20 protein-coding genes are annotated in these 24,583 nt (G+C 70.1%); 4 read left to right on the top strand and 16 right to left on the bottom strand.

The features are described from left to right. Entirely contained in the window at nucleotides 1–1,521 is a 1,521-nt protein-coding gene (locus LBN7_RS13220; RefSeq protein WP_341947554.1) for a GMC family oxidoreductase, read from the bottom strand. Nucleotides 1,522–1,523: 2 nt separating this feature from the next. After that, nucleotides 1,524–2,564: an SIS domain-containing protein gene (locus LBN7_RS13215; protein WP_341947553.1), complete on the bottom strand. Its 1,041-nt coding sequence runs from the start codon at nucleotides 2,562–2,564 to the stop codon at nucleotides 1,524–1,526. A 152-nt stretch (nucleotides 2,565–2,716) separates the two neighbouring features. Between LBN7_RS13215 and LBN7_RS13210 the strand changes: the two genes are divergently transcribed. Beyond that, on the top strand, nucleotides 2,717–3,478 hold the full coding sequence (locus LBN7_RS13210; protein WP_341947552.1) for a DeoR/GlpR family DNA-binding transcription regulator: 762 nt from the start codon (nucleotides 2,717–2,719) through the stop codon (nucleotides 3,476–3,478). A 99-nt stretch (nucleotides 3,479–3,577) separates the two neighbouring features. Beyond that, a complete protein-coding gene (locus tag LBN7_RS13205) occupies nucleotides 3,578–4,354 on the top strand; it encodes a hypothetical protein (protein WP_407359897.1) in 777 nt (258 codons plus the stop codon). A gap of 12 nt (nucleotides 4,355–4,366) precedes the next feature. Here LBN7_RS13205 and cydC read toward each other — a convergent pair whose 3' ends face one another. From cydC to LBN7_RS13180, 5 genes are read right to left on the bottom strand one after another with little or no spacing between them, the layout of a single operon-like run. Next, the gene (gene cydC, locus LBN7_RS13200) at nucleotides 4,367–6,034 is read right to left on the bottom strand and encodes a thiol reductant ABC exporter subunit CydC (RefSeq protein ID WP_407359896.1); all 1,668 of its coding nucleotides are present in this window, start codon (nucleotides 6,032–6,034) and stop codon (nucleotides 4,367–4,369) included. Continuing rightward, nucleotides 6,031–7,707 (bottom strand): thiol reductant ABC exporter subunit CydD, encoded by a 1,677-nt coding sequence (cydD, locus tag LBN7_RS13195; RefSeq protein ID WP_407359895.1) that lies wholly within the window; start codon nucleotides 7,705–7,707, stop codon nucleotides 6,031–6,033. Before cydD ends, cydC begins: the two co-directional genes overlap by 4 nt. Nucleotides 7,708–7,762: 55 nt before the next feature. Continuing rightward, on the bottom strand, nucleotides 7,763–8,791 hold the full coding sequence (gene cydB, locus LBN7_RS13190; protein ID WP_116635475.1) for a cytochrome d ubiquinol oxidase subunit II: 1,029 nt from the start codon (nucleotides 8,789–8,791) through the stop codon (nucleotides 7,763–7,765). A 14-nt stretch (nucleotides 8,792–8,805) separates the two neighbouring features. After that, nucleotides 8,806–10,221 carry a cytochrome ubiquinol oxidase subunit I gene (locus LBN7_RS13185; RefSeq protein ID WP_116635474.1) on the bottom strand — a complete coding sequence of 472 codons (1,416 nt, stop codon included), beginning with the start codon at nucleotides 10,219–10,221 and terminating at the stop codon, nucleotides 8,806–8,808. Beyond that, nucleotides 10,208–10,897: a helix-turn-helix transcriptional regulator gene (locus LBN7_RS13180; protein ID WP_407359894.1), complete on the bottom strand. Its 690-nt coding sequence runs from the start codon at nucleotides 10,895–10,897 to the stop codon at nucleotides 10,208–10,210. The genes LBN7_RS13185 and LBN7_RS13180 overlap by 14 nt, the downstream gene beginning before the upstream one ends. A gap of 101 nt (nucleotides 10,898–10,998) precedes the next feature. Here LBN7_RS13180 and radA point away from each other — a divergent pair, with 101 nt between their 5' ends. Beyond that, a complete protein-coding gene (gene radA / locus LBN7_RS13175) occupies nucleotides 10,999–12,363 on the top strand; it encodes a DNA repair protein RadA (protein ID WP_116635472.1) in 1,365 nt (454 codons plus the stop codon). 194 nt (nucleotides 12,364–12,557) lie between these two features. Here the strand turns inward: radA and LBN7_RS13170 are convergent, their stop codons facing one another. The 7 genes from LBN7_RS13170 to LBN7_RS13140 form a co-directional block, all read right to left on the bottom strand. Beyond that, nucleotides 12,558–12,968 (bottom strand): dehydrogenase, encoded by a 411-nt coding sequence (locus LBN7_RS13170; RefSeq protein WP_116635471.1) that lies wholly within the window; start codon nucleotides 12,966–12,968, stop codon nucleotides 12,558–12,560. Between the two features lie 320 nt (nucleotides 12,969–13,288). Next, on the bottom strand, nucleotides 13,289–14,593 hold the full coding sequence (locus LBN7_RS13165; RefSeq protein WP_407359893.1) for an RNA polymerase sigma factor: 1,305 nt from the start codon (nucleotides 14,591–14,593) through the stop codon (nucleotides 13,289–13,291). Between the two features lie 4 nt (nucleotides 14,594–14,597). After that, nucleotides 14,598–14,930: a YciI family protein gene (locus LBN7_RS13160; RefSeq protein WP_116635469.1), complete on the bottom strand. Its 333-nt coding sequence runs from the start codon at nucleotides 14,928–14,930 to the stop codon at nucleotides 14,598–14,600. 94 nt (nucleotides 14,931–15,024) lie between these two features. Continuing rightward, nucleotides 15,025–15,669, bottom strand: coding sequence for a hypothetical protein (locus LBN7_RS13155; protein ID WP_116635468.1), 645 nt, complete (start codon nucleotides 15,667–15,669; stop codon nucleotides 15,025–15,027). 53 nt (nucleotides 15,670–15,722) lie between these two features. Next, a complete protein-coding gene (locus LBN7_RS13150; RefSeq protein ID WP_341947545.1) occupies nucleotides 15,723–16,760 on the bottom strand; it encodes an ABC transporter permease in 1,038 nt (345 codons plus the stop codon). After that, the gene (locus LBN7_RS13145; RefSeq protein WP_116635466.1) at nucleotides 16,757–18,256 is read right to left on the bottom strand and encodes a sugar ABC transporter ATP-binding protein; all 1,500 of its coding nucleotides are present in this window, start codon (nucleotides 18,254–18,256) and stop codon (nucleotides 16,757–16,759) included. Before LBN7_RS13145 ends, LBN7_RS13150 begins: the two co-directional genes overlap by 4 nt. 84 nt (nucleotides 18,257–18,340) lie before the next feature. Further along, a complete protein-coding gene (locus tag LBN7_RS13140) occupies nucleotides 18,341–19,378 on the bottom strand; it encodes a substrate-binding domain-containing protein (RefSeq protein ID WP_407359892.1) in 1,038 nt (345 codons plus the stop codon). A 246-nt stretch (nucleotides 19,379–19,624) separates the two neighbouring features. Between LBN7_RS13140 and LBN7_RS13135 the strand changes: the two genes are divergently transcribed. Beyond that, complete coding sequence (locus LBN7_RS13135; RefSeq protein ID WP_116635464.1) at nucleotides 19,625–20,515, top strand: AraC family transcriptional regulator; 891 nt, start codon at nucleotides 19,625–19,627, stop codon at nucleotides 20,513–20,515. 4 nt (nucleotides 20,516–20,519) lie between these two features. On the opposite strand, the gene LBN7_RS13130 is transcribed toward LBN7_RS13135, so the two are convergent. Together LBN7_RS13130 and LBN7_RS13125 are read right to left on the bottom strand one after the other, a co-directional pair. After that, nucleotides 20,520–21,452, bottom strand: a complete 933-nt coding sequence (locus tag LBN7_RS13130; protein ID WP_407359891.1) for an aldose 1-epimerase family protein — start codon at nucleotides 21,450–21,452, stop codon at nucleotides 20,520–20,522. After that, on the bottom strand, nucleotides 21,449–24,427 hold the full coding sequence (locus LBN7_RS13125; protein ID WP_407359890.1) for a DUF5107 domain-containing protein: 2,979 nt from the start codon (nucleotides 24,425–24,427) through the stop codon (nucleotides 21,449–21,451). Before LBN7_RS13125 ends, LBN7_RS13130 begins: the two co-directional genes overlap by 4 nt. Between the last annotated feature and the right edge of the window lie 156 nt (nucleotides 24,428–24,583).

Here is a 24,583-nt window from a genome sequence, read left to right as displayed (position 1 = left end):
TCAGTCAGCGTGCGCGACGGCAGCCGGGGAGATGCCCAGTGCCGCGGCAGCGACGCGGGCGCCGATCATCGCGGTGGGGAGGTTGATGTTGCCGCGCGTGATCGTCGGCATGACCGAGGCGTCGGCGACGAGGAGCCCCGAGACGCCGTGCACCTGACCCGCGCCGTCGACGACGGCCTGAGGGTCGGATGCCGCGCCCATCTTGCAGCTGCCTGCCGGGTGGCAGTAGTTGACGATGCGGTCGAGCGGATCGGTGCCGTCGGTCACTTCCTCGCCCAGCACATCGGCGAGCCCCTCGTGCTCCGCCATCGCGCGCAGCAGGTCGCGCGCCTCGGCGAGCACCTTCCGGTCGTAGCCGTCGGGATCGGTGCCGTAGCGGTGGTCGATGACCGGGTTGACGACGTCGAGGTCGGCCCCGAGGGTGACCACGCCCTCGGATCTGGCGCGCATCGCTCCTCCGTACAGCGAGATGGGCGGCAGACCAGGGTGGCCGCTGTTCTCGCCGGCGACCATGAAGACGTGGATGTCGTAGGGGCCGTCATCGCAGACGCTCGACCGGAAGCGACCGACGGTCTGCTCGTCCGGGTGGAACGGCAGCGCGCGCAGTTCGTCGACGAGCCCCTCGCGTCCGGCGAAGTTCAGCTGCACGCACGAGTGGTCCAGCAGGTGCTTGCCGACGCCGGGGAGGTCGACGACGGTCTCGATGCCGAGGTCGGCGAGCTCCTCGCGCGGCCCGATCCCGGAGCGGAGGAGCAGCGCCGGCGAATGGTACGCGCCGGCGGCGAGCACGACGCGCTTCGCGGTGACCAGCATCCGCTCTCCGTCGACGACGAGCCACGCACCGGTGACCGCGCCGTCCTCGACCACGATCTGCTCGGCCTGCACGCCATCCGCGATCTGCAGGCGGGGGCGCGACCTCACCGCGTCGAGGAAGGCGAAGGCGCCGTTCCACCGGACGCCGTCGACGATGTTGACCGGCATCGGGCCGATCCCCTCGCCCGCGGCGATGTCGTCGAGGTCGTAGTCGAGCGGGAGCCCCGCGGCGATGCCCGCCTCGACGAACGCCCGCTGTGGAGGGGTCAGCTCCTCCATCGTGGTGTGGCTCACCCGGAAGCGATCGCGCACCCACTCGAGCAGCGGCACGACCTCATCGGCGCTCCAGCGCGTGTCATCGGCGAGCCGAGCCCACTCGTCGTACTCGAACGCGGCTCCGATCGAAGCGGTGCATCCGTTGTGGGCGGAGCAGCCGCCGAGGATGCGGGCGCGCGGCAGGTCGATGGCCGGTCGACCGTCGGTCGATGCGGTGTGGAGGTCGTAGTCGTGGGACAGCGGGATGATCAGTGCGTCCAGCATGTCGGCGGGCCACCGCTCATCGGCGAAGGCGCCGTAGTCCGGCCCTGCCTCGACGAGGAGGATCGACTCATCGGAGTGCTGGGCGAGAACTCCGGTGAACGCCGTGCCGCCGGTGCCTCCGCCGATCACGAGGGTGTCGACGGTCGTGGGGAGGATGCGGGAAGCCATCGTCACACCACCGTCGTGATCTTGCTGCCGAACAGGAACTCTCCCGGGACGACGCCGTTGGCCCTGGCCAGATCCACCGCGAGGAGCTGCACGACGACCGAGTCGACCATGAGGGCCGTGAGCCCGTCGCCGCGCTCGACCTCGATGGTCACGGCGCCCGGAACGGAGTCGTCGCCGACCAAGACGACGCGCGACCCGCTCGCCACGAGGTCTTCCGCGAGTCGGCGCAGGCTCGCGTCCGGCTCGGCGGCGCTCGAGCCGAACAGCACGACGGTAAGCCCATCGCCGGCGAGCTCGAACGGCCCGTGGCGGAACTGCCCGCCGATGTATCCCTCGGCGGCGACCTTGGATGATTCCTTCGTGATCAGCGCGGAGTAGAGGGCCGTGGCCGCGTGGTCGCCCCAGCCGACGAAGGCGAGACGACGTCGGGGGTGACCGGCGACGGATGCCGCCAGCTCGGCCGTGTCGACGCGGGAGATCGCCGCGGCGACGAGCTCGGCGGCAAGGAGCAGCTCCGCGCGCACGGCGAGCTGATCCTCGCCGAGCGCTGCCGCGGAGAACAGGCGGTGCACGCCGAGGGTGTTCAGGTAGCTCTTGGTGCTCACGGTGGCCTCTGGTCCGCTGTGCAGCGGGAGGAAGGTGTCGGAGCTCTGCGCGAGCACGCTGTCGGCGGCGTCCGCGATCCCGATCGCCTGATCGAAGCTCACGGCACCCGAGGCCCGACGATCGAGCAGCTCGGCGACCTCGCCGCTGGCGCCCGACTGCGAGGTGGCGACGAGGGTGGTTCCGACGCCGAGGAGGCCGGGAGCATCGAGCAGCTGCCCGGCGTCGACGTTCCACGCCGGGCGACCGGCGGCGACGAGCCGACGCCACGTGGGGATGCCGGCGAAGTGGGACGATCCCATGCCCGTCAGGACGATGCGCTGCTCGGGGCGCTCGACGGCACCGAGCACCTGGGCCGGCAGCGCCGCGGAGGCGGCAAGACGACGCAGCGCCTCGGGCTGTTCCTGGATGTCGTCTTCGAAGGGCGTGCGATCCGCCATGGGGAACTCTTTTCGCTCGAACTGTGTGAACGTCTCGCGTTCAAACACTTGTAATGTTTGAATGATCATAAGTTGTGATCGTTTTGATCGTCAAGAGGGGCACACAACTTTCGTTCGAACTTTTCGAGACGTCCGTGGACGAGAATGGGGGCATGGTGAACGCAAAGGACCTCCGCCATCAGGAGATCATCGCGATGCTCAAGGAGACGGGTTCCCTCTCGGTCGCCGATCTCGGCTCGCGCATCGGCGTCACGGAGATCACGATCCGGCGCGACCTCGAGGCGCTGGAGAACGCGGGGGCGGTCAAGCGCTACCACGGGGGCGCCCAGCTTGCGATCGGCAGCAGCTACGAGCCCCCGATCGCGGTGCGCGAGCAGACGCACGCCGCCGACAAGAAGGCGATCGCCGCACGGGTGGCGAGCCTGATCGACGACGGGACCACGATCGTGCTCGACGGCGGCACGACCGGCATCGCCATCGCGCAGGCCCTGACGGATCGGCAGGTGACCGTGTGCCCGCTCTCGCTCCGCGTCGCGTGGGAGTTCGCCTCCTCCACGTCCGTGAGGTTGCTGATGCCGCCGGGCGTGGTACGCGCGGGCGAGCTCAGCATCAGCGGCTCGGAGAGCGTGGAATACCTGCTGGCGCACCGGTTCGACCTCTACGTGATGACAGCCAGCGGGTTCTCGCTCGACCACGGCTTCTCGGAGTGGAACGTCGAGGACGCCGCCGTGAAACGCACCGCCAGGGCGTCGTCGCAGCGGACGATCGCGGCGATCGACGCCAGCAAGTTCGGGACGACCTGCTTCGTCTCGCTCTGTGCGATCGATGCGCCGGACGTCGTCGTCACCTCAGAGCTGCCGCCTGCCGACCTCGCGACTCTCACCGCCGCAGCGCGCGATGTCGTGATCGCCTGAGAACGGGCTCCCCCGCCGGTTTTCCCCGGCGCACCTTCCGACGCCAGGGCCCCTCCCGAGTTAGGATGTCCTAAGCACCCCGAGGGAAGGATGCGACCGATGGGCTTCATCACGTCCGACGCGTTGGCCGAGACCGGCTACGTCGTCCTCGACGATCACCCCGCCGACATCGACTCCGCCGAGTGGCGCGATCTCGAGTACGTGCGCTGGCGCTCCTCGGGCATCACGCGCTTCGCTCCGCTCACCAGCTACGCCGGCGACGTCGACTGCAACGGCTTCTGGAACCACACGCCGCCCCGCACCGACAAGGACGGCGTCTGGATCGCATCCCAGGTCGCGACGGCGCCGACGCTGCAGCAGCGGGCGCTCGAGCCGGGGGCCGGCATCGGGCGGTGCCGGGTGATCGAATTGCAGCCCAACGAGTACGCCGACGCGATCTACAACCTGCACCAGGACGACAACAACCGCCTCAACGACGACGGAACCGGCTGGGTCGTGCGCGGGTTCTTCAACCTCACCGACGACACGGAATCGATGCTGATCCTCCGCTCCGACCGGTTCGATCCGGCCACCGAGGTGCGGCTGCCGCTGAACGCCGGATCGAGGATCATCGTCGACACGCAGCGGTTCTGGCACGCGGTCTGGCATCGCGGAACCGCACCGCGCTACGCGCTGATCACCTCATGGACGAGCGGCCCCGAGCTCGACGCGTACATCGCTTCGCACCACGGCGACCCGCACCCCGCGACCGTCGAGCTCGACCCGCAGTTCGTCGACGACGCCCAGGTCGAGCTGCACCGCCGCATCGAGGAACGCCGCAAGGCCTTCGAGGCGCAGGGCATCGTGATGGAGCCGCCGACGCCGCTGCACAGCTGAGCATTCGAGGTCTCAGATCGTCCGGCCGCCCTCGAGCCGGATGACGCGATCGACCGTCCTCGCCGGCGGCGCGACGTGCGAGATCAGCAGCACGGACTGCTCCCCTGCCGCGCCCAGCAGGTCGCGCAGCAGAGCGTCGGAGGCATCCGGATCCACGCCCGCTGTCGGCTCATCGAGCACGAGCACCGGGAAGCCGCGGAGCAGCGCCCGCGCGAGAGCGATGCGCTGGGCCTGCCCGCCCGACACGAGAGCGCCGCGGTCGCCGACTCTGGCGTCGAGACCGCCGCGCTCCTGCATCCACTCCCCCAGGCCGACCCGTTCCAGCACGTCGAGCAGCTCCTCGTCGGTCGCGGTGTCGCGCGCGAACAGGAGGTTCTGGCGGATGTCCTCGTCGAACAGCTGCGGACTCTGCTCACACAGGCCGATGGTCCGGCGCAGCGCCGGACCCGACATCGCCGCGGCATCCCGATCATCGATCAGGTACTCGCCCTCGGCGCGGAGGAAACCCACGAGCACCGCGGCGAGAGAGCTCTTTCCCGCTCCGCTCGGGCCCGCGACCAGCACGCGCTCGCCAGGCCGCAGGTCGAGGTCGACGCCACGCAGCGCCGCCGCGCCACCCGGCCAGTCCGCGCGCACGCCGCGCAGACGCAGGGCGGGTGTGCCGGTGATCTCCGTATGGTCGCCGTCGTCCGTCCGCAGCTCCTCGGGCATCCGCTCGGGCAGCACGTCGACGATGCGCTCGGCGCTCGACCGCACGCTCCGCCAGGATGCCGCGGCGATCGGCACCGCTCCGAAGACCTCGAACACCACCATCGGCACCAGCACCGCGACCGCCAGCCACGGCCCGTCGATGACTCCGCTCGCGAGACCGGGGGCAGCTGCGGCGAGCGCCCACACCGACGCCGCGCCGGCGACGGCCGACACCACCCCGGCCGCGATCGCCTGGGCGAGCGAGGCGCGGGCGACCAGCCGGCGGAGGGCGGCGTCCGCCTCCGCGATCCGCGCACGCGCCTGCTCTTCCGCCCCGTAGGCCAGGAGCACGTCGAGACTGCCGAAGTAGTCGACGAGCGCAGCGGAGAGGTCGGCCCGTCGGGCGGACACGAGCGCCTCGGCACGCGAGCCGAAAACCCAGCCCAGGCCGACCGATGCGGCAGCGGCGACCATCAGGCAGACGGCAAGGGTCAGCGCGGCCGGCGGGGAGACGAACGCGAGGAAGCCGACGGCCCCGACCGCGACGAGGCCTGCGACCGCGAGCGGCTGCACCACGCGGAGTGGCAGGTTCTGCAGGTTCTCGACGTCGTCGACGAGCGCGGCGAGCACCCGGCCGCGATCGGTCGAGCCGAGTCCCGCCGGAGACAGCGGGATGAGCCGGCGCACCATGTCGCCGCGCGTGGTCGCGAGCTGCCGCAGGGCGGCGTCGTGCCCGCTCAGCCGCTCGAGGTACCGGGTCACGGCGCGCGACACGGCGAAGAACCGCACCCCGACGACGGCGATCGACAGCGGTACGAGCGAGTCGACGATCGATGCGCTCACGATGAGCCAGCCGCTCACCGCCAGCAGGCTGACGGCGGCGCCCGCCGAGAGCACACCCCAGAGCAGGCCCGGGAGGAACCGTCCGATCGGCGGCTGCGCGAGACGGAGGATGCCGCGCACCCGCTCGGCGCGCGGGAGAGAGGTCATGCGCTCACCCCCAGGGCGACGACCTGATCGGCGATGTCCCGCGCCGACCGACGGTGCGAGACGAGCAGGATCGTCGCCCCGGCATCCGCCCGGTCCCGGAGAGACCGCCACAGCCGCTCCTCCGTGTCGGGGTCGAGCGCGCTCGAGGGTTCGTCGAGCGCGAGCACCCGGGTGGGATCCGCGGCATGCCGGTACAGCGCGCGGGCGACGGCGACGCGCTGCGCCTGTCCGCCCGACAGCCCGCTGCCCTGCACGCCGAGCATCCGCTCCGCATCGAGCGCGTCCGCGCAGGCGGCGTCCAGCGCAGAGCGGATGCCGCCGGCATCGGGCTCCGGGTCGCCGAGAGCCACGTTCTCGGCGACAGTCCCCTGCAGCAGACCCGGCTTCTGCCCGGCCCAGGCCAGCCATACAGCGGGTGAGAGGTCGCGCACGTCTCGTCCCGCGAAAGTCGCGACCCCGTCGAACCCTTCGGCCCCGCGAAGGGCCGCGAGCAGGCTCGACTTCCCGGCTCCGCTCGGACCCTCGATCAGGGTGATGGTGCCCGGTTCGGCCGTGAAGGAGACCGGCGGCAGGTCGCGGACGCGGAGGTCGGAGACGACGAGATTCGCAGCCGGGTGCGCCCCGCCGGCGGTTTGCAGGTCGAATTCACGGATGCAGGCAGCATCCGCGGCATTTCGACCTGCATCTGTGATCTGGACCTGCAAAGTGACGCGGTCCCGGGTCCGCGCCCCGGCCTGGTCGAGCACGTCGAACACGTCCTCGGTCGCCGCCACCCCCTCGGCCGCGGCGTGGAACTGCACCCCGACCTGGCGGATCGGCAGGAACGCCTCGGGCGCGAGCAGCAGCACGAACAGCCCGACCTCGAGCGAGAGGTCACCGGACAGCAGCCGGAACCCGACGGCCACTGCGATCAGCGCCACCGCGAGCGAGGCGAGCAGCTCCATCGCGAAGCCCGAGAGGAACGAGAACCGCAGCACCTTCATCGTCTCGCGCCGGTACTCGTCGGCGGTGACCTCGATGCGGTCGGCCGCACGCCGGTCGCGTCCGAACAGCCGCAGCGTCGAGAGGCCCTGCACCGTGTCGGCGAACCGCGCCGCGAGCCGCTGCAGCGTCTGCCACTGCTTCTTCTGCACGGTGCGCGTCGCGATGCCGATGAGGATCAGGAACAGCGGGATCAGCGGAAGGGTGATGATCGCTGTCAGCCCGCTCGGCCAGTCCTGCCACCACATCACCGCGACGATCACGGGCGTCGCGATCACCGTGAGCACCAGCTGCGGGATGTACCGGGCGAAGTATGCGTCGAGGGCTTCCAGCCCGTGCCCCGCGGTCACCGCCAGTGCTGTCTGGTTCCGCTGCGCCAGCCACCCCGGTCCGAGCCGGCCGACCGCCGCGATGAGCGCCGACCGCAACTGCATCCCCGTCTTCGCGGCGGCGCGCGTCCCGGCGGCATCCGACGCGGCGATGAGGATGCCGCGCAGCAGCGCGGCCGCGAGCAGCCAGAACAGCGACGACGAGACATCCCGCCCCGCGAGCGCGCCGGTGACGGCATCCGTCAGCAGCCACGCGAACGCGACCGTCACGGCCGTCTGCACCACGCCGATCAGCGCGGATGCCGCGAGGAACCCCCTCGCGGCACCCGCGTACCGCAGCAGTCGCGGATCGACGGGTTTCATGGCTCGGTCGTTGAGCGAGCGAAGCGAGACGAAACGCCCCGCACGGAGGACTTGCTCATGCGTGTGCCGGAGCCGCCTCGATCGACGAGCGCGTGACGCGCTTGCGGAAGATCCAGTACGTCCAGGTCTGGTACGCGATGACCAGGGGAAGGGCGATCAGCGCGGTCCAGCTCATGATCTGCAGCGTATACGGCGTGCTCGAGGCGTTGGCGATCGTCAGGCTGTACGCGGGGTCGATCGTCGAGGGCATGACGAACGGGAAGAGGGCGAAGAACAGCATGACGACGGCGAACAGCACGGTCGCAGCTCCCGCGGTGAAGGCCCGGCCGTCGCGCCCGCGCAGCGAGAACAACACGGCGGCGATCAGCGAGACCGCGGCGAGCGCGCCCGCGACGACGACCAGCCAGAGCAGCGGCGCCTCGCGTCCCGCGGCGATCCCGATCGTCCAGAGCACGGTGCCTGCTGCCACGAGGATCGTCGGCACGGCCGCGATCTTCGCCAGGCGCCGCGCGTCGTCGTGCACCTGTCCGTCGGTCTTCAGCGCCACGAACAGCACGCCGTGCAGGAAGAACACCAGCAGCGTCGTGAGGCCCACGAGCAGGGAGTACGGGTTGAGCAGGGCGAAGAACCCGCCGACGTAGATGTGGTCCGCGTCGATCGCGACTCCCTGCACGATGTTGCCGAAGGCGACGCCCCAGAGGAAGGCGGGCACGGCCGAGCCGATCACGATCATCCGGTCGAAGCCGCGCTTCCACGCCGCGCTCTCGCGCTGGTGCCGGTACTCGAACGAGACCCCGCGCAGGATGAGCGCGAGCAGGATCAGCAGCAGCGGCAGATAGAAGCCGCTGAACAGGGTCGCGTACCACTCCGGGAACGACGCGAACAGGCAGGCGCCGGCGACGATGACCCAGGTCTCGTTGAGGTCCCAGATCGGGCCGATCGTGTTGATGACCTGTCGGCGCGACACGTCGTTCCGCCCGAGGAAGGGCAGCGACATCCCGACGCCGAAGTCGAAGCCGTCGAGCACGAAGTAGCCGACGAAGAGGAAGGCGACGATGAAGAACCAGAGCGTTGCGAGATCCATGATGCTCCTTCCTCTCAGTAGACGACCGACGGCAGCTGGGCCGTCTCGTCGTGGGGTTGCTCTTCGGTGTCAGGCCCCTTCTGCGCGGCCCGGATGATGAGGCGGATCTCGACCACGGCGAGGGCGGCGTAGATCGCGGTGAAGGCGATGAGCGAGATCAGCACCTCGACGCCGCTGACGCCCGGCGAGACGCCGTCCTGCGTGGTCATCAGACCGAACACGATCCAGGGCTGCCGGCCCATCTCGGTGAAGACCCAGCCCATGATGTTGGCGGCGAGAGCGAGCGGGAACGACCAGATCGCGAGCTTCCACATCCACTGCGTCGGAGGCTTCTTCGCGCTCTTGCGGGTGAGCCACAGGCCGATGACGGCGACGAGACCGGCGGCCATGCCCAGGCCGATCATCCAGCGGAACGCCCAGTACGTGACCCACAGGATGGGGGCGAACTCGGTCAGCCCGGTGTCGGCGAAGGTCTGGGAGTACTCGGCGTTCAGGTCGTTGATGCCGTGCACGCATTCGTCGAACGAGTGGGTCGACAGCAGGGAGAGCAGGTACGGCACGCGGATCGAGAACAGCTCGGAGCTCCCGTCCGGCGTGCCGAGCGTGAACAGGCTGAACGAGGCGTCGTAGCCGCAGACCGTGTTGAAGGTCGCCTCGGCCGCCGCCATCTTCATCGGCTGCGCCGCGTACATCGCCAGCCCCAGCTGGTCGCCGGTGAGCACGACGCCCGCAGTGGAGAAGATCATCGCCCACAGCCCGAACTTCAGCGAGATGCGCATGGTGTCGAAGTGCTGGCCGCGGGCGAGGTGCCAGGCCGAGACCGAGATCACGACGCCGGCGGCGAACATGAGCGCACCGAAGATCGTGTGCGGGAAGGCCGCGAGCGCGACGGGGTTCGTGAGCAGCGCCCAGAAGTCGGTCAGCTCTGCGCGGTTCGTCTCAGGGTTGAAGACGTAGCCGACCGGGTTCTGCATGAACGCGTTGGCGGCGATGATGAAGTACGCGGAGAGGATGCTGCCGATCGACACGCACCAGATGGTGGCGAGGTGCAGCTTCTGCGGGAGCTTGTCCCATCCGAAGATCCACAGGCCGATGAAGGTGGCCTCGAAGAAGAAGGCGAGCAGGCCCTCGAAGGCGAGCGGAGCTCCGAACACGTCGCCGACGAAGCGGGAGTAGTCCGACCAGTTCATGCCGAACTGGAACTCCTGCACGATGCCGGTGACGACGCCCATCGCGAAGTTGATCAGGAAGATCTTGCCGAAGAAGCGGGTCAGGTGCAGGTACTGGACCTTGCCGGTGCGCACCCACACGGTCTGGAAGATCGCGGCGACCAGCGCCATGCCGATCGTGAGGGGGACGAACAGGTAGTGGTAGACGGTCGTCAGCCCGAACTGCCATCGGGAGAGGACGAGCGGATCAAGCCATTCCATGCGCGACTCCTGTCGTGTCGGTCAGCGGCGCTCTGTCGGTCGGCGGCACTCTTTCGGTCAACTGCACCGTGCAGTCCGTCGGTCCGTCGGCGGCGCGCACGCAGTCGGCGACCAGCGGCCCGCCTGCTTCGTTGAGCACGCCCTGCATCAGCCCCAGGTGCACCTGGCAGAGCATCGGGCGGGCCTCGGGACGGCCGGTCGCGTGCGGGCACGGGCTGAGGTCGACCGTGAGCCGTACGTCGTCGACCACGGGCTCGAAGCCGCTCTCCTCCAGGTGCTCGACGAGCGCGTCGAGCTGGTAGGTGGCCTCCCTGCCCAGCTCGGATGCCGGGGCGGGCAGCATCCGTCGCATCAGATCTCCGCGGCGCGCTGCGGCCTTCGCCTTGTCGCGGGCGACCGGGCTGGACGCGCCCGGCGCTCCGGTCGCGGCCCGGTAGAGCGTGCGCGGACGACCGCGGACGGTCCGGTGCTCGATCGTCGGGATCACGTACCCGCCTTCGATGAGACGCTGCAGGTGCTCGCGCACCGTGTTGGCGTGAAGCCCGGTGGCCTCGCACAGCTCGCCGATCGTGAGCTCGGCCGGTCCGTGCGCGCGACCGGCCTCGAAGAGCAGGTGCAGGAGCTGCACCCGCGAGTAGGTCGAGATCGGCCCGCAGACGGGCCCGCCGTTGCGCATGCCTCCATCATCCCAGCGGCGTCCGTCCCGATCGAGTGGTTCGGCCGTGAATAATGCCCGGTTCCGATAGGGATGTCGGATGCCGGCGATAGCCTGGCTGCATGGCCACCCGAAAACCCGCTCCCCCGGCGTACGTCTGCACAGAGTGCGGGTGGACGACCGCGAAGTGGGTGGGCCGCTGCGGCGAGTGCCAGCAGTGGGGCACCGTGCAGGAGCAGGCCGCACCCACGGGCATCCTGCGCCGGGTGACCGCGCTCGCGCCGACGGCAGAGCGCACCGCGCGACCGATCACGCAGATCACCACACAGGATGCTCCTCGTCGCACGAGCGGCGTCGGCGAATTCGACCGCGTGCTCGGGGGCGGCATCGTCCCCGGTGCCGCGATCCTGCTCAGCGGAGAGCCGGGCGTCGGCAAGTCCACGCTGCTGCTCGAGGTGGCGGCGCAGGCCGCGCGGTCAGGACGCCGCGTGCTCTACGCGAGCGCCGAGGAGTCGCCGGGCCAGGTGCGACTGCGCGCCGAGCGCACCGGCGCCCTGCACGACGAGCTCTACCTCGCGAGCGAGACCGACCTCGCGACGATCCTCGGCCACATCGACGAGGTCAAGCCCGAGCTCGTGATCGTCGATTCGGTGCAGACGGTCTCGTCGTCGCTGACCGACGGTGCGGCCGGCCAGCCGAGCCAGGTGCGCGAGGTCGCCTCCACGCTCATCCGGGTCGCGAAGGACCGCGACCTGCCGATCATCATCGTCGGCCACGTCACGAAAGACGGTCAGGTCGCCGGCCCCCGGGTGCTCGAGCACCTGGTCGACGTCGTCTGCCACTTCGAGGGCGACCGGCAGACCGCGCTCCGCTTCATCCGCGCACTCAAGAACCGCTTCGGCCCGACCGACGAGGTCGGCTGCTTCGAGATGACCGGTGCCGGCATCGCCGAGGTGCCCGATCCGTCCGGGCTGTTCCTGTCGCAGTCGACGGCCGAGGGCACGTGCGTCGCGATCTCGCTCGAAGGGCGTCGAGCGCTCCCCGTCGAGGTGCAGGCGCTGACGGTGCCGTCGAACGCGCCGAATCCGCGGCGCATCGTGCACGGCGTCGACTCCTCGCGTGTGGCGATGGTGCTCGCGATCCTCGAGCGGCGCGCGAACATCAAGACGAGCGACCTCGACGTGTACGTGTCGACCGTCGGCGGCGTGCGGTTCACCGAGCCCGCCGCCGATCTCGCCATCGCCGTCGCGGTCGCCGGGTCCGTGCAGCGCACGTCGGTGCCGCGCACGGTCGCCGCCGTCGGCGAGTTGAGCCTCGCGGGCGAGATCCGCCCCGTCACGCAGGCCGCCCAGCGCCGCTCCGAGGCTGCGCGACTCGGCTACGAGCAGGTGGTCGACGATCGCTCGAAGACCCTGGTCGGCGCGCTGAAAGACATCAAGGCGCGCGATCGCTCTCCGCGCGACCAGCGCGACATCCCGCCGTTCTGACGCACGGGACCCTGAGCTCCTTGGGTCCCTGAGCTCGCGCTCCTTGGGTCCCTGAGCTTGTCGAAGGGCCCCAACACGAGGCTTCGACAGGCTCAGCCACCCAGTAACCCTGACCGCGCGCGCCCTGGGTCCCTGAGCTTGTCGAAGGGCCCTCACGAGGCTTCGACAGGCTCAGCCACCCTCAGCCGAGGGAGCTACGCGTCGAGCGCCTTGAGCAGCTCGACCGGATCGGCCTGCATGGGGTGGGGCCCGGCGATGTCGAGGAACACCGTGGTGATGGGGTGCGCGGCAAGGAACTTCCGCAGCCAGTCCGCGGTGTAGATGCCCACGCCCGGCGGCAGGTTGGCCGGCTTGTTCTTCGCGTCGCTGAACAGCAGCAGAGCCAGGTCGCCGGTCTTCGGGTCGCGGTACGTCCAGACCTCGCCGCTGTCGAGCGGGTTGTCCCTCGCGCCCGGCTTGATCAGAGGGACGATGGTGGTTCCGTGGCGGAGGGCCAGGGCGACCGCGGCGACGTCCTGCTTCTCGAGGGCCTGGGCCAGCGCATCGGATCGGAAGTCCTCCGGTGCGGGCTTGTTCTTCGAGGCCTTCGCCTTCTTCGCTGCCATGCACCCAGCCTATTCGCGGTCGACGGCGCAGAGCGCGGCATCCGACGCCGGCCGAGACCGACCGCGGAGACGATTGGGGCCCTCTCGAGTCCCACATTGGGGACTGGGGTACTCGAGAGGGCCCTCGGACTCTCGAAGCGGCGATGTCGAAGCGCTGGGGACGCTGTAGTTCGACGCCACTGGGGATGGCATGTGCCGCTGGTGCGGAGAGTCACCTAATGGTATCCCAGAGACGAGCCCGTGTCTGCACTCCGTGTAGAAAACCTCTGACGTCGAGGTATTCCGAATGCGCCACCCGGATCGACGAGCAATTTCGAAGTTCACGGGCGGGAATCGCTTCGAACCTCGGCGATCCGCCGTACGAGGAAGCGGCGCTCGGGATCGGACGGCGCGAGCTCGAGCGCGCGCTCGTAGTGCGGAAGTGCCTCAGCGGGGCGTCCGGCGCGACGCAGCAGGTCGGCACGGGCGGCCGGCAGCAGGTGATAGCCGTCGAGACGCGCGTCGTCGAGCTCGTCGAGCAGGGCGATCCCGGCGAGCGGCCCCTCCGCGAGACCGACGGCGACAGCCCGATTCAGCTCCACGACCGGCGAGGGCGCCACGCGCGCGAGCCTGGCGTACAGCTCGGCCACGCGCGCGAAGTCGGTCGATTCGGCCGACGGGGCGGTCGCGTGATGCCGGGCGATCTCGGCCTGCAGCCGGTACGGCCCGGCCACGCCGTCGATGCGTCGGCGTGCGGACTCCGACGCTGCCAGCGCGGCCACGCCCTCGCCGATCATCGCGGCGTCCCACCGCGCGCGATCCTGGTCCTCCAGCAGGACCAGGTCGCCCTTCTCGTCGAGACGTGTCGCCGCGCGCGAGTGCTGGAACAGCATCAGTGCCAGCAGGGCGAGCACCTCCGGCTGCGGCGGCGCGTCCACGAGGAGAGTCGAGAGCAGCCGCGCGAGCCGGATCGCCTCCTCGGCCACGGGCACCCGCACGAGCGCGGATCCGCCCGCGTACCCCTCGGTGAAGAGCAGGTACAGGACGGCGAGCACGCCCTGCCCGCGCTCGGGCAGCGCCTCGGCAGACGGGACCCGGTACGGGATCCCGGCGTCGCGGATCCGGGCGCGCGCCCGCACCAGCCGCTTCTGCATCGTCGCCTCCGACACGAGGAACGCCCGCGCGATCTCGCCGACCTCGAGCCCGGCGACGGTGCGCAGGGTCAGCGCGACGCGCGCCTCCATGGGCAGCGCGGGGTGGCAGCACGTGAAGATCAGTCGCAGCCGATCGTCGTCGACCACCCCGAGAGCGTCGACATCCGGCGCGGAGCCGAGCGCCTGATCCTCCCGGTCGACAGCCGCCTCGATGGCCGCACGACCCGCGGTCCTGCGTTCGGACGCTGCGCGTCGGAGCATGTCGACGGCCGCATTCCGGGCGGCTGTGGTGAGCCAGGCGGCCGGGTTGTCGGGGATCCCCCGCGTCGGCCAGGCGGTCAGGGCGCGGGTCATCGCATCCTGCACGGCATCCTCGGCGAGCTCCCAATCTCCGGTGCGACGGATGAGCGACGCCACGATCCGCAGACGCTCGGCGGCGACCGTCGCGGCGAGCGCCTCGCGCACCGCGTCGGTCGCCGTCCGCTCGCTCACGCGATCACTCCATCGGCCAGACCGGACGCACCTCGACGCGCCCGAACCGGGCCATCGGATGCTTCGCCGCGATCTCGATCGCCTCATCGAGGTCGGCGACGTCGATCAGATCGAAGCCGGCGATCCACTCCTTCGTCTCGGTGAACGGGCCGTCGGTGAGGATGGTCCGGCCGTCGCGGACCGTCACCGTGGTCGCATCGGACGGCGGTCGCAGCCGATTCCCGGTACGCGAGACGTTGCGGCGCTCGACATCCGCCGCCCACTCCTCGATGTTGTCCTCTTCCGGGATGTACTCCGGGGCGGCCGGGTCGCTGACGATGAACAGCAGATACTCCATGTGCTCTCTCCTTCTCGGGTCGATTCTTCGTCATGACGACGAAGACGGCGAGGCCTGGAGGACAGATCGGAGAAGAAATCCGGTCGTTCGGGGATCAGTAGAGCAGGATCTGCGTGGTGCTCGCGCTCGTGAACCCGCCGATCGACACCTCGACGTGGTACGAGGATCCTCCGCCCGGCGCGCGCTGCCGGTTCTCGTCGGCGCAGGTCTCGACGCTCGATCGCGTGCGGTCCCATACCACCGGATCCTTGCTGGTGACGGTCGTGCCCGCCGCGAGCGTCGCGATCATGCTGCTCGGATTCTCCTGGCAGTCGGTCGAGCGCCACCAGACGTCGGATCCGCTCGAGACCGTGAAGACCTGGGTGGTGGAGCCCACATCGATCGTGCAGTCCGTCGAGCCCTTGTTCGTGAGCGAGATGGAGAGCTGCGGCGTGACGCCGGCCTGATACGAGTCCGAGTCGGTGACCGCGGTCACCTCGACGTCCTTCGCCGCGCAGGCGACGATGGCCGGCGTCTGCTCGGCCGACGGCGACGGCACGGGTGAGCCGGTGCCGTCGGTCGGCGTCGTCGAGGGAGTGGTCGTCGCCGAGCTGGTCGGGGCGGGCCCGGCCTCGCCGCCGGCCCACGGGCGCGCGACCAGCAGCCAGGTCGAGACGCCGATCACGGCGACCGCGAGGATCAGGCCGATCAGGAGCACGAGCCGCCGACGACGATAGACGGCGGCGGAGTGGCGTGGCATGTCTCCAGGCTAAGCGATCGGCCCGGGGATCGACCGTGCGACCGACCCGTGGATCACCCAGGAATACCGATACGACGCTCGCCGGACCGCAGCTGCTGGATCACGACCGCGATCACGAGGAGCGCTCCCTGAGCGACGTTCTGCCAGAACGTGTTCACACCGAGGATGGTCATGCCGTTGGTGAGCACGCCGAGCAGGATCACGGCGAGGATGGTTCCGGAGATCGTCCCCTTGCCGCCCTTCAGCGCCGCGCCACCCAGGGCAGCGGCGGTGATGGCCTGCAGCTCCAGGCCCTCCGAGCCGGAGATCGGCTGCCCCGAGCCGGTGCGGGCGGTGATGAGGATTCCCGCGATCGCCGCGATCGCGCCGGTGACCATGTAGACGCCGATGATGTACCGGTTGATGTTGATGCCCGCGAGCCGGGAGGCGATGTTGTTGCCGCCGACCGCGTAGATGTTGCGGCCCCACGACGTGTATCGCAGCACGATGTGCGCGAGCAGCGCCACGATCAGCAGCACCAGGATGAGGGTCGGGATGCCGGCGACGCCGCCGCGGGCGAGGAAGACGAAGAACGGGTCCGCTCCGGTGTAGCCCTGCGCCCGTCCGTCCGAGATCAGCTGCGCGACGCCCTTGAAGGCGGCGAGGGTCGCCAGCGTCGCGATCACGGGATTGACCCGTCCGAAGACGATGATGCAGCCGTTGACCAGACCGCAGAGGATGCCGATGCCCACCGCGCCGACGACGCCGACGGCGGGGCCGGCGGCGGTGAACAGCATCGCCGATGTCACCGACGTGAGACCGGCGATCGATCCGACGGAGATGTCGAGGGCGCCGAGGATGATGACGATCGTCTGCACGACGGCCAGGAGCCCCATGATGGCGATGGCCGTGCCGATCACCTTGAGGTTGCCGACGCTGAAGAACAGCGGATTCTGGAAGCCGATCACCGCGACCACCAGCACGATCGCGATGATGAGCGAGATGTTCTGCGCTCCGACCCCGCTGATCAGCCGCGCGACGGGCGATGCCCCCTTGGCCGGTGCGGCCGCTCCGACCGGTGCCGGCGCCGTCTTCACAGTGTTGTCGCTCATGCGGCGACCTCCTCGTCCATCGCGAGCGCGAGAATGCTCTCTTCGGTTGCCTCGGCACGCGGGAGCTCTCCCGTGATGCGCCCGTGGGCCATGACATAGATGCGGTCCGAGACGCCGAGCACCTCGGGAAGTTCGCTGGAGACGACGATGACCGCGACGCCCTCGTGTGCGAGGCGGTCGATGATCGCGTAGATCTCCGCCTTCGCTCCGACGTCGATGCCTCGCGTCGGCTCGTCCAGCAGCAGCAGCTTCGGCTTGGTGGCGAGCCACCGCGCGAGCACCACCTTCTGCTGGTTGCCGCCGGAGAGGCGCCCGACCAGCTGCTCGGGACTCGGTGTGCGTATGCGCAGCGAGTCGATGTAGCTCTTCGTGAGCGCCGACTCCGCGGCATCCTTCACGAAGATCCATCGGGAGAGCGACTTCAGCACCGCGAGGGCGGTGTTGTCGCGGACGCTGCGGTCCAGGAGCAGCGCCTCAGCCTTCCGCTCCTCCGGCGCGAAGCCGATGCCGGCCTGGATGCTGTCCTGGGGGCTGCGGAACCGCCGTGCGGCGCCGTGCATCTTGATCTGTCCCTCGGTGACCAGCAGGTCGCCGGCGATCGTCTTCATGAGCTCGCTCCGCCCGGCGCCGACGAGGCCGGCGACACCGACGACCTCACCCGCGCGCACGGTGAGGGAGATGTCGTGGACGATGTCGTTCGACACGTGCTCGAGCTCGAGGACGACGTCGCCGAGGGCCGCGGGCTCGCGATGGAAGAACTGGGTGAGGTCGCGGCCCACCATCATGCGAACGAGTTCGTCGTGGTCGGTCTCGCCGACGGCCTTCGTGCCCACGTAGGCGCCGTCGCGCAGGACCGTGATGCGATCGGCGAGCTGGAAGATCTCTCCCATCCGATGCGACACGTAGCCGATGGCGACCCCGTCGGCCTTCAGCCGGCGGATCAGCGCGAACAGCAGCGCGACCTCCTCGTCGCCGAGGGAGGAGGTGGGCTCGTCGAAGCAGATGACCCGGGGCTGCGCGATCACCGCGCGCATGATCTCGACGATCTGCCGCTGCGCGGGAGAGAGGTCGGCTCCGAGCGTGCGGGCGTCGATCACGCGGTCGAAGCCCCAGCGGCGGAGTTCTTCGGTCGCCGTGCGTTCGAGCTGGCTCCGACGGAACCCCACAGAGCCCAGGGCGCCGATGTAGATGTTCTCCGCGACGGAGACCCAGGGCACGATCTCCGGTTCCTGGGCGATGACCCGCAGCCCGGCGTCACGGGCATCCGCGGGGCCGGAGAAGTCCATCGCCTCGCCCGCCAGCAGCAGTTCGCCGCCATCAGGGCGGTAGTCGCCACCGAGGATCTTGAGGAGCGTGGACTTCCCCGCGCCGTTCTCGCCCATCAGGGCGGTCACCTCTCCGGCGCGGAGCTCGAGGTCCACGCCGCGCAGGGCGTGGACGGGGCCGAACGACTTCGTGATCGCGTGCGCCCGCAGTGCGGCTGCCTGCTCCGTCATGCTTTCCTCTTCTGATCTGGTGGCGGTGGCCGGACCCGGCCCGAGGGGGGACGACCGCCGGCGCGGCCGCCCCCGAGGAAGGCGTCAGGTGCAGACGACGCCCTTCTCCTCCCAGTTGGAGGCGTCGACGATCTCGGTGTTGGCCACGGTCTTCGGCGGCAGCTCCGTGCCGTTGCGCAGCAGGTCGACCATCGACGTGACGGCGGCCTTGCCGACCTCGACACCCGAGATGAACAGGGCGGACTTGTTGCCCGTCTCCTGGCCGGCGTTCCAGTCCTTGCAGGTCAGGTACGCGCCGAGACCCACGCCGATGATGTCGGCGGGCGCGACGCCCGAGTTCTGCAGCGCCGTGACGACACCCGTCTCGTTCTCGTCGTTGCAGCCCCAGACCACCCAGTGCTTCACGCCGGCGTTGGCCGTGATGATGGCACCGGCCTTGTCCTGCGCATCGGTGGCCGAATTGTCGGTGCCGACCTCGATCACCTCAGGGCCGTCGGGGACGGCCTCGGAGAAGGCGGCGACCGCACCGTCGACGCGCTCGACGCAGTTGGGCTGGTCCTGCTTGTAGGCGGAGAGGATGCGGGTGTCCGCGGCATCCCATCCCTCCTCCTGGTACAGACGGGCGGCGTCGGCGCCGACCTTCTCACCCATCGACGTGCCGTCGAAGCCGGTGAAGGCCGCGGCAGCGCCCTTGGCGTCGACGATCGGATCGTCGGCCGCCATGATCGGGATGCCGGCGTCGGTCGCGAGCTGGATCACCTGCGGGCCGATCTGCGTGTCGGGCACGACGATGATGATCCCGTCGACGCCCTGCGCGATGGCGGCCTCGACCTCGGAGATCGCCTTGTTCGAGTCGGTGCTGACGTCGACGACGTTGATCGTGACGTCGCCGTCGGCCTTCGCGGCCTCCTTCGCGCCGTCGGCCTCGTCGATGAAGTACTGCTGGTCTCCCTGCTTCTGGATCAGGGCGATCGTGAGCGGACCGTCGGATGTGCCCCCGCCCTCGGCGGCGGGCTCCGCCGTCTCCATCCCGGACGAGCAGGCGGTGAGCGCGGCGAGAGCCAGAACGGCGACCCCGCCCGCGGCAGTGCGCGCCCAGAGGCGGCTGCGTGTGGCGAACATTGAGACTCCTTCGTCTTCGTGCGATGACCGGCCGTGATGACCGGATGCTGTGTGGAACAGATCGAACGTACATCGATCGCGCCACGTCGCTTGAGGACGATCTCACGGAACATATGGACTTTTCTCCGGCTCCGCGCAAGAGGACGGGAATCATCCGTTTGACTGGGTGCACCGGCCAGCGGCTAGCCTGGCAGGATCGGTCTGCACGCATCGCCGCCGACAACCGCGACACTTCTGCGAGGCCTCATGGACGAGACGCCTATCCTGCTCGAACCGCACTATCGGATGGAGGGGTTCGAGCACCAGCGCCTGTGCGTGCTTCCCCGCCCGCAGGTCGAGGCCGCGCTGGGCGCCGCGGGTACCCGGCGCCTGCTCGTCACCGACGCCGGCTACTTCCCCACGGCGCGGGGCCACCGCCGGGTCCGCCCGCGCGGCTGCGCCGAGACGGTCCTGCTGCTCTGCGTCGCCGGGCGCGGCACCGTGACGATCGCCGGCGAGGTCCATCCGCTCACAGCCGCCACCTCGATCGCGATCAGTGCGGGAACGCCGCACTCGTACGAGGCATCGGAAGACGATCCCTGGACGATCTGGTGGCTGCATGTCCGGGGGACGGACGCGGCCGAGCTCGCGGCCCAGACCCTGGGGCGCCAGAGCCCCGTGACCCGGCTCCGCTCGATGGACCGCGTCGTCGCCCTGTTCGACGAGCTCGTCACGCTGCTGGAGCGTCGGCTCTCCCCACCGCAGCTGCTGATCGCCTCCGGGGTCGCATGGAACCTCCTCACCCGGATCGCGGCCGACAGCATCCTTCCGAGCGAGGGGTCGGCTCTGGAGCGCGCCATGCGCTATCTCGAGACGCGGGTCGACGGGAACATCCAGGTCAGCGAGCTCGCCGCTCTCGTCGGGATGTCGCCGTCGCACCTGAGCGCGCTGTTCCGCCAGGCCACCGGCAGCGGGCCCGCCGCTTTCCACACCTCGCTGCGGATGACGCACGCGAGGAATCTGCTCGACACGACCTCGCTCTCGGTCCGGGAGATCGCCACAGCTGTCGGCTACGCGGATCCGCTGTACTTCTCCCGGCACTTCCGGCGATTGCACGGCCTCAACCCGACGGCCTATCGGGCGCAGCACAAAGGCTGACGGATCAGCGGACTCGTCGGATCATCCAGCCCGCACCGACCGACTCCCCGGCCTCGACGATCAGGAGGTCGCGCCGGGAGTTGAACGCGTCCGGCGGGCAGGTCATCGGCTCGATCGCGACGCCGCTGCGGAACTCCGCGCCGTCGCCGTGATCGGTCGTGTAGATCTGCACCCACGGGCAGCGGTCGTCCCACTCGACCTCGACCCCTGCGCCCGCGTCATCCAGGAGCCGGGCGCGCGCCCGTCCGTTCCGGCGCGCGAGATCGGTGAAGCCGTGGTTGAGCGCGGTCGACCCGATGCGCCGCGGCTCCCGGAAGTCGCGCTCCCCGGCGAGCGGGTCGGACACGGGCACGCTGCGCTCTGGCAGCATCCGGTCCGGAGAGACGAGCAGGATCTCTCGGGCGTCGAGCTGGAGGGTCAGATCATCGATGCCGCGCTCCCGCGGGCTCCCGACCACGAGGTACGGATGCCCGCCCAGGCCGACCGGGGCGGCGGTCGCGCTCTCGTTCGATGCCGTCACCTCCTGCGTGAGCCCGTCCGGGCCGAGGCGGAACTCCGCATCGATGCGCACCCGCCACGGATACCCGGGCTGCGCGGCGATCATGCCGGTGAGCACCAGGTGATCCGAGGCCACCGTCGTCGCCGTGAAGTCCGTCCACGCGATCAGTCCGTGGGCCGCAGTGCGGGTCTCCGGCTCGTTCTGCACGAGCCGGTGGACGACCCCGTCGAACTCGTATGCGCCGTCGGCGATGCGGTTCGGCCACGGTGCGAGCAGCGCGCCGCGCATCGACGGTCTGATCTCGTCCGCTCCGAACGGCACGATGAGGTCGACGCCGTCGCACCGGAGCGATCGCACGGTGGCACCGACGCTCGCGATCCGCGCCTCGTACGGTCCCGAGCGCAGCACGAACGCGTTCCCCGACAGCGGCACCGTCACAGTCCGTCGTCCTCGCCCTCCTGGTTGAACAGCAGCAGTTCCGGATGGCTGGTGGCGAAGTAGTCGGTCACCCCGTCGTCCCGCACGGCCGCCGGCGCGACATACGCCGCGCGGGCCTCGCCGAGCGTGGCGGGCGGGTCGGTCAGCGGCAGGCCGAGTGCCTCGAGCGTGAGATCCCACGTGGCGATCGCCTGCCCCTCCCCTCCCTCCCACGGGTGGAACGGGCGGGTGAGGAGGATGCTGTGCGCCTCGGCGGCCGCCCCCTCGGCGACGAGCAGACGCGCGTACTCGATCGCGAAGTCGTCGCGGGTGAGCACCAGGTCCTCGACCGGCCGCAGAGCGGCGAGGCGCTGAGCGGTCGTGTGCCCGAGTCGGGCCGCGAGCTGATCCTGCTCGTAGCGGATGCGCGCATCCGTCGAAGCGCTCTCGACGGCCTGCGCGTACAGCCGCCAGGCCTTCTCCTCGTCGCGCTCGACGTTGTAGGCGGCGAGGGCCGCGTTGCGAAACAGCACCGGATCGCGGTGGCCGCTCTCGATCGCGCGATTCCAGGCCGCCGCCGCCTCACGGCGCCGCCCGACGGCATAGAGCAGCATCCCGAGCAGCGAGAGGGCGGTCGCGTCGTCGGGTCCGGCATCGATCGCGAGCTCGAGGGCCTGCAGCGCATCGAGGCCCGAGGGGAACGCCCAGCGCTGCTCGGCCGCTCGCGCGAGCGATCGCTCGTACGCTGCGGCCTGCCGGTCGCCGCGACTCTCCCGGATCTCGGCGGCGAGGTAGTGCGCGAGCGGTCTCACGTTGCCGGAGCGACGGATGGGCGCGGCGATCGCGGCGTCGAGGAGGCGCACGGCGTCATCGGCGGCGCCGGCGAGCTTCAGATCGAGAGCGACGTCGAGCAGCAGTCCGGCATCCGCGTCGACCTCCTCCCCGGCGAGCACGCGCAGCGTCGCGTCGAGCGGGTCGGCGACGAGCGCTGCCCGTGCGACGGCGACGCTCCCCGCTTCCTCGCCGCGTGCCCGCAGAATGATCGCGCGGAGGGCGGTGCGGCGGGTGTCGTGCCCGGCGACGTCGTCGATCGTGTCGAGCACCCGCAATGCGGCGCGCTGCTGACCGGTGCGCAACAGCGACCGGACGAGCTCGACACCGGATGCCGCCGCCCAGGTCCCGTCCCACCCGGCCTTGCCGAACATCTGCTGCGCCTCGGCCTCACGGCCGAGACGGGCGAGGACGAGTCCCGCGAGGTAGTACGCCTCGGTATCGGTCGGGTTCGCGTTGCGCCGCGTCAGGCGGGTGATCGCCGTCTGCGCATGCGTGAGCGCGCTGTCGAAGCGCCCCGAACGGTACGCGCGATCCGCGAGCGCGAGGTTCGTCCGCGCGTCACCGGCGTCGCGCGCGAGCGCCGCCCGCCAGTAGGGCATCGGGGAGCGGGTGGGATGGCGGTTCTGCTGCAGGTGGAGGCCCGTGAGGTAGAGCTCCTCGACGCTGTCGATCTCGTCCGGCAGCGGCGGCTCGTCGGCGACCCACGGCTCTTCGTCCGCGGCATCCGTCGGCGTCCACCGAACGAGAAGACCGCCGTCGGAATCGAGGAGCTCGGCGGTGATCGCATCCGACGGTGCGACATCCGACTCGAGCGTCACCGGCACCCCGGGGACCAGGTCGGCCGCGGTGCTCGCGACGACGGCACCCCCGTCGAGGATCCGCAGCGTCACACCGTCGCGGCGGCTCGTGACCGCGAAGCTCGCCGACACCCGCTCCCCGCGCTCGACGTGCACGGCGGCATCCGTCGTCGCCTGGTGCGCCGCGCCGATCGCGGGGATCGGATACCAGTACTGCGAGAAAACCTTGGTCTCGCCGGGCAGCAGCCAGGAGAAGTCCGGCTGGTTGTCGGTGTAGACGCCCGCCATCAGTTCGACGTACGGACCGTCGCCATCGGTGAGCTGGTCGTCCCAGGCGTGGCCGAACGGCGCATCGCCCCACGTCCACTGCTTCTTGCCCGGCGCGAGTCGACGCTCGGCCCAGTGCACGAACCCTGCTCCGGCGGCGTGGTCGTAGCCGCCGAAGAAGTCCTGCTGCGAGTCGACGATCATGTACGACGTCGGCACGGGGATATTGCGGTAGAAATCGATGCGGTCGGCACCCTCGTGCTCCGCCGCCAGTGCCGGGTAGTCGACGCCGTAGTACGGGCGATCGGCCTCGGGAAACGCGGTGAGCGCCCGACGGGCGTGGTCGGCGACATAGCGGACGTCTTCGGGAAAGAAGGACTGGTAGTCGTCGTGCACCCGGGCGGCGACGTTCGCCCACCAGAGGAAGGACTGCCGCTCGCTGGTGCGGTTGTGCAGCCGCACCACCAGTTCGACGACGGAGCTTCCCTGGCGCAGTCGGATGCCGTGCTGCGCCGACATCCGGGTGAACGGGTCGTGGTCGTGGCACCACACCGTAACCGAGCCGTCGACGTCGTTCTCGATCGTCGTCTCGACGGGGAGGTAGGTTCCCGGACGGTGGTGCTGCGGCCAGTTGAACTCGACCCCGCCGCTGATCCAGGGGCCTGCGAGACCGACGAGAGCCGGCTTGATGACGTTGTTGCGGTAGAAGAAGTCGTAGCCGGTGGTCTTGTCGTACCCGATGTGGATGCGCCCGCCGAGCTCCGGGAGGACCACGAGCCGCACGTACTCGTTCTCGAGATGGACGGCCTGCCATTCGCGGACCACGCCATCGTCGGCGATCTGCTCGGTGAACGGGATCGGATACACCGTGCCGCTCGATCCCTGGTAGACCCGGTGGTCGAGGTACATCGGGTGGATGCTCGGCTCCGCGGCCTCGTACGTGAGGATGCTCAGCGGCTCGCTCCAGGCGATCGCATCGCCGCGATCGAGGGCGGCACGCAGAGGCCCGGCAGCTTCCGGCAGGACGATCCGCTCGTTCTGCCGACGCTCCGCGTCGACGCCCATGGTCGATCCGACGTCGACGCGATCGTTGTTCATCCGTTGAACCTCCGTGCAGGTGCGTGCCGACGACACACTGCAGCCGACGACAGGACGCGTGGTCCTGCGACGAAGCTATCGTCGGCCCGCGCGGAGCCCCATGGCGTGAACGGGGAAGAACATGGACGATTCGATGGACCGTCCGGTCCGGCGACT

Source organism: Microbacterium sp. LBN7, assembly GCF_045690345.1.
Lineage (GTDB): Bacteria > Actinomycetota > Actinomycetes > Actinomycetales > Microbacteriaceae > Microbacterium.
Note: the sequence above shows the minus strand (reverse complement) of the source record. Positions and strands in the feature narration are given on the sequence as shown.